Here is a 5,705-nt window from a genome sequence, read left to right on the forward strand (position 1 = left end):
CATCTTCAGCTCGCGCACCGTCGTCTGCTGGCCGTCGGCAGGCAGGCCGGTCGAATTGACGAAGGTCGATTTCGACAGGCCGAGCTGGCGGGCGCGATCCGTCATCTGCGCGGCGAAATTCGCTTCCGAGCCGGCCATGCCCTCGGCAAGCACGATGCAGCCGTCATTGGCGGCCTGCACGGTGACACCCTGGATCAGGTCCTCGACGCGGACCTCGGATTTGAGCTTGGCGAACATGGTCGAGGTCCCGGACGGCGCGCCGCCGGTGCGCCAGGCGTTTTCGCTGACGACAAACGTGTCGTCGAGCGTGATCCGCTTCGCCTTGAGAGCGTTGAAGACCACCTCCATCGTCATCAGCTTGGCCATCGAGGCCGGTGGGATCGGCTTGTCGGGGTCCTTGGCGAAGAGCACCGTGCCGGTGTCGACATCGATCATGAACGCCTGAGTCGCCTTGGTCTCGAACAGCTGCGCGCCAGCCGGGGCGGCGCACAACAGCGCCAGCACCAATCCCAGAAGGCTGGCGAAAGGCGGAAGAATGCGCAATTGCATGAAATGTCGACCCAATCTGAGCAAAACCGGAGAGTCGCCCGGAATTGCGCCAAGACTACCCCGCGGCCAAGCTAGCAGGGTTTTTTCGGCCGGATCAACGTGCAGTGCAAATTTGATCAGTTCGCACAACCAGCGCGTCCGGCGCGCCATGCGACCAGGCTGCCTGGAGCAGGTCGTCAATGCTGCCGTGCCCATCCGGATAGACATTGACCGCGTACCAGTCATTGCCGTCCATCTCCGTGCGCTGGATCTCGGTCCGGCCGAACGGCTCGAGCGCCGCGGCCACACGCTTGGCGTCGGCGGCTTCGTCGAAGGAACCGGCGGCGACGTAGTCGGATCCAGGCGCCTGTTCCTGGCGGTTCGATTTCTTCCACGATTCCAGGATATCGGCCGGCGACATGCCGCCGGCATCGAGCGCGGCAAAGACATCGGCGCGCTTCACCCGCTCATCCGCGTAGGACAGGGAAGCCATGGCGAAGGGCGAGTTCGGCGGCAGGCCGAGATCCGGCCGCTCCGGCACGATCGGTCCGAAATCGGGCAGCACGACATCACTGGCATCTTGCGCCGAGAACGCTGCTGGTTGCACGGCCGGCTGCTCCGACAGGCCCGGCTGCGCGGCAAAGGCCTGCCCCGAATTGGTCAACTGTCCAGGGAACGGCACGGCCGGCGGCGCGCCCACCGAGAGGCTCGGCGACGGGCCGTTCATGGCCACCATCACACCGGTCGGCAGGCCGTCCGACGGATCCGGCCGCTTGTTGCCGGGGCGGTAGGACGCCACCAGATACTGGTCGTCGTCGCCATCGAGCGGCGCGCGGCCGACATATTCGACTTTGACCCGGGCCGTGCCGACCTTGTCATAGTCGAGCATTTGCGCGGCGCGTTCGGAGACGTCGATGATGCGGCCTTCATGATAGGGACCCCGGTCGTTGACGCGAACGATCACGGAACTGCCGGTCTCCAGATTGGTGACGCGTGCATAGCTCGGCAGTGGCATCGTCGGATGCGCCGCCGTCAGATGCGTCATGTCATAGACTTCGCCATTGGCGGTCAAACGCCCGTGGAAGGCATCGCCATACCAGGAGGCCAGCCCGACCTTCGTGAAGCCCTTCTTATCCTCCTTCGGATAATACCACTTGCCGCGAACCTGGTAGGGCCTGCCGAGCTGGTCGCGGCCGCCGCCCCGGCGCATGAACTGGACGCGCGGGCTTGCCTTCACGCCATATTCGGATTCGGCGAAATATTCCTTGGGACGGGCCTTCTTGTAGACCATCCCCTTCGGCTCGGGCTGTGAGGCGCAGGCAGCCAGCAGCAGGCCCGAAAGGGCGCACAGGGCGAAAGCAGAAGCGCGACGAAGACGCGGGCGCGTCGGAGTCTGCATGTTTTCGATTGTCCCCTACCGTGCTGCACCCGACGGAGCCAGAGGTCGCCCGTTAGGCCAACACCTTGATCCGCAATCCCTTTTGCACAGGAATTGCTTATCACGATGTTAATCGATTATGGCCGCAACAGGGCGAGATTGTGGCATGAGTGCAGAATGCCGCTCGGAAAGTCCGTGCTCGTTCGAGAACGCCCTGCTGCCAATAGCGCCGGCCACAAGATCGCCAGCGCGTCAAATCCGAATAAGAGTGCGGGTTTGTCCTGCTATTGCGGCTGCACGTTGGACGGCAGCTGTTGGGCCGTCGCACGAGACAACTTCTGGCGCTTCGTCAAAACCGGCTTCTCATAAATCTTTTTCATCAATTCCCCCGTTAGAACATTAGCAGGTAGAGATTGGCAAGGTCTTGGCGGCATTGTCAATTGCATCTGACCGGCTTCCTGGGATTGCCCCCGGCTCCCGAGAATATGATTGAGCCTGTCCTGCGATTGACAGATCTTTGCGCGGCGCACTAGAGCATGGAGCGCATGCGTTCTTGTCGGCACGGTTTTGCTGTTAACAGGACGAAGCGCCTCGTGAAGATCACGATGGAGGGATGGCCGAGCGGTTTAAGGCACCGGTCTTGAAAACCGGCGTGGGCGCAAGTTCACCGTGGGTTCGAATCCCACTCCCTCCGCCAAAATTCCAATAAAATCAATAACTTAAGCCAAACCGTCGGGCTGTGGCATAAGTTTTAGCCTAACCGGATATGAAAAGGCCCGGCAAGCCGAAGTTGGCCATCAATAACCAGTTGGGATCCACGGATCGGTGTCGTACCCCAAGCGATGGTCCAGGAAATTTGCGGCCTGATTTGACGGACGCGCAACAACCACCGTGCCTGTTGATTTGCAATCCAGTTTCGGTGCCGGCTTGCCGCTGCCAGCCTTCATATGTGCTGCAGGACAAGAGATTGCTGCCTGAGCGGTGGCTACCTTTTTCTTTTCTTTCGCAACGGCTGCTCCGGTGGCGGCCAATACCATTGCTACGCCAAACACAACGAATTTCATTAAAACGCCCTCACCTGCACAACCCGAAAAATAGATTGCGCCTGCATTAACGTGACGTCAACTACATGTTGCCCCAACGACGGCCTTTATGCGCACTAGCGATTCTGCAAGTCACAGCCGCCAAGAGTTGTGCGCTGCTTGTATTGGTTGGTGGGCCGAAGCGATCCTGACACCCATGGCGGTCAATCGTTGGTGAAACACCGTTTATTTGATTTCTCGGACAAAATATGCTGCTTCTCGCGCCCATGAAAAAGCTCTGCCTGATGGTTCTGGCGTCGCTGGCGCCGGTCTTGCCGGCCAAGGCGATGGACAATGCGTTGCGCGCCGGCCTGATGAAACTCGATCCCGAAACCCGCCTCGAGCAGCGGTGCGACGCAGAAGTGCTCGACCGGATCAGCCACGACGATCGCAACTACAAGGCCGACCGGGTCGTGGCCTACGCCTTCGCCACGCCGCAGATGAGCGCCGATGCCATCAAGAGCTCGGGCGCCGCCTTCCGCAGCAAGGGCCAATGGTACCGGCTGAAGTTCAAATGCCAGACCGCGCCGGACCATATGCAGGTGCTGCAGTTCCGCTACAAGATCGGTGACGAAATCCCCGAATCCGACTGGGCCAAATACAATCTCTACGACTAGTTCCCGCCCGCCGCCTGACCGGCGAACACCCGAAATGATTGAGGGCTTGCGCTGGCGGCGCCGTTTTCCGGCGATGTCCGAACCTGCGTCTTGACGCCGGTGAACCATGCCTTTAGGGCCGTCTGGGTATTGGGCGACCCGCGTTTCAGGCAAGGGATTTCTAGTCTATGGAAATATTCACTGCCGCAGGCGTTTCAGCTCTCCTTCAGGTCGTCGCAATCGATCTCGCGCTCGCCGGCGACAACGCAATTGTGATCGGCCTCGCGGCCGCCGGCCTCCCGGCGGATCAGCGCAAGCGCGCCATCATTGTCGGCATCGCGGCGGCGACAGTCCTGCGCATCGTCTTCGCCCTCATCACGCAATGGCTGCTGAGCATCGGCCCGATGCTGCTCATCGCCGGCGGGCTTCTGCTTCTGTGGGTCTGCTGGAAGATGTGGCGCGAATTGCGCGTCAGCCATGACGACGAGCGCGATGCGACCGAAGCGCTGTCGAACAGCGACTACAACAAGGACGGATCCGTCGCCGGCAAGGGAGCACGCAAGACCTTCTCTCAAGCCGCCTGGCAGATCGTCATCGCCGACGTCTCGATGTCGCTCGACAATGTGCTCGCCGTCGCCGGCGCCGCCATGAAGCATCCGACGGTGTTGATCATCGGGCTGGCCCTTTCGATCGCCCTGATGGGTTTTGCCGCTTCCTTTGTCGCCCGGCTGCTGCATCGATATCGCTGGATCGCCTATATCGGCCTGCTGATCATCTTGTACGTGGCGATCAACATGCTTCTCGGCGGCGCCGTGCAGCAGTTCCCCGACCATTTTGCCTTCCTGGCGCCCTGGTTCGGATCGGACGGTCACTGATGCTCGTTAAGGGATAGGTTGCCGAGTCTCTTGTCCTGGCCGGCGGCAGGTTTGCTTCTGTGCCGAAGCGTGCTATTGCGCCGCGCGAAATGGCTCAAAGCCGCGCCGTAGATCGACCTTCAGAGCCAAAGGCTCAATCCTCGATCTCGCCTTCACCTCTTGGAAAACAAAATTTATGTCCGCCCCACGCGTCAGTTTCGTCAGTCTTGGATGTCCGAAAGCGCTCGTCGATTCCGAGCGCATCATCACGCGGCTCCGCGCCGAAGGCTATGAGATCGCGCGCAAGCATGATGGCGCCGACCTCGTCGTTGTCAACACTTGCGGCTTCGTCGATTCCGCCCGCGACGAGTCGCTCAACGCCATCGGCTCCGCGCTTTCCGAAAATGGCCGCGTCATCGTCACTGGCTGCCTCGGCGCCGAGCCGGACGTCATCCGCGAGAAACATCCCAATGTGCTGGCGATCACCGGCCCGCAGGCCTATGAGAGCGTGATGGCGGCGGTCCACGAGGCGGCTCCGCCCAGCCACGACCCTTATGTCGATCTGCTGCCGCCGCAGGGCGTGAAGCTCACCCCGCGCCACTACGCCTATCTGAAGATTTCCGAGGGCTGCAACAACCGCTGCACCTTCTGCATCATCCCGGCGCTGCGTGGCGATCTGGTCTCGCGGCCGGCGGCGGATGTGCTGCGCGAAGCTGAAAAGCTGGCCAAGGCCGGCGTCAAGGAAATCCTCGTCATCTCGCAGGACACCAGCGCCTACGGCGTCGACATCAAGTACCAGACATCGATGTTCGGCGACCGCGAGGTGCGGGCGAAATTCCTCGACCTTGCCGAGGAGCTCGGCAAGCTCGGCATCTGGATACGCATGCATTATGTGTACCCCTACCCGCATGTCGCCGACGTCATTCCGCTGATGGCGGAAGGAAAGATCCTGCCCTATCTCGACATCCCCTTCCAGCACGCCTCGCCGCAGGTGCTGAAGAACATGCGGCGCCCCGCGCATGGCGAAAAGACGCTGGACCGTATCCGCGGCTGGCGCGAGGTCTGCCCGGATCTCGCCATCCGCTCCACCTTCATCGTCGGTTTCCCCGGCGAGACCGAGGACGATTTCCAGATGCTGCTCGACTGGCTGGACGAAGCCAAGATCGACCGCGCCGGCTGCTTCAAATATGAGCCTGTCAAGGGCGCGCGCTCCAACGACCTCGGGCTCGAACAGGTGCCGCAGGAAATCAAGGAAGCGCGCTGGCAC

Annotated in this window: 6 protein-coding genes and 1 tRNA gene; 4 read left to right on the top strand and 3 right to left on the bottom strand. The window is 61.5% G+C overall.

All coding sequences use genetic code 11. The features are described from left to right. On the bottom strand, positions 1 to 549 hold a 549-nt coding region (locus tag EOA28_RS22685), incomplete at its 3' end, for a serine hydrolase (protein WP_148670808.1). 94 nt (positions 550 to 643) lie between these two features. After that, a complete protein-coding gene (locus EOA28_RS22690; RefSeq protein WP_128315292.1) occupies positions 644 to 1,927 on the bottom strand; it encodes a septal ring lytic transglycosylase RlpA family protein in 1,284 nt (427 codons plus the stop codon). A gap of 586 nt (positions 1,928 to 2,513) precedes the next feature. Here EOA28_RS22690 and EOA28_RS22695 point away from each other — a divergent pair. Further along, positions 2,514 to 2,603, top strand: a tRNA-Ser gene (locus EOA28_RS22695). Between the two features lie 100 nt (positions 2,604 to 2,703). Here EOA28_RS22695 and EOA28_RS22700 read toward each other — a convergent pair. After that, complete coding sequence (locus EOA28_RS22700) at positions 2,704 to 2,970, bottom strand: hypothetical protein (RefSeq protein WP_127250951.1); 267 nt, start codon at positions 2,968 to 2,970, stop codon at positions 2,704 to 2,706. Positions 2,971 to 3,197: 227 nt separating this feature from the next. Between EOA28_RS22700 and EOA28_RS22705 the strand changes: the two genes are divergently transcribed. The 3 genes from EOA28_RS22705 to rimO form a co-directional block, all read left to right on the top strand. After that, entirely contained in the window at positions 3,198 to 3,605 is a 408-nt protein-coding gene (locus EOA28_RS22705; RefSeq protein ID WP_126082738.1) for a DUF930 domain-containing protein, read from the top strand. A 167-nt stretch (positions 3,606 to 3,772) separates the two neighbouring features. Then, positions 3,773 to 4,459 carry a TerC family protein gene (locus EOA28_RS22710; RefSeq protein WP_126060968.1) on the top strand — a complete coding sequence of 229 codons (687 nt, stop codon included), beginning with the start codon at positions 3,773 to 3,775 and terminating at the stop codon, positions 4,457 to 4,459. Positions 4,460 to 4,634: 175 nt separating this feature from the next. Then, positions 4,635 to 5,705: 30S ribosomal protein S12 methylthiotransferase RimO (gene rimO, locus EOA28_RS22715; RefSeq protein WP_128315293.1), on the top strand; the 1,071-nt coding region annotated here is incomplete at its 3' end.

It is taken from the genome of Mesorhizobium sp. M2A.F.Ca.ET.067.02.1.1 (assembly GCF_004023285.1).
Classification (GTDB): Bacteria; Pseudomonadota; Alphaproteobacteria; order Rhizobiales; family Rhizobiaceae; genus Mesorhizobium.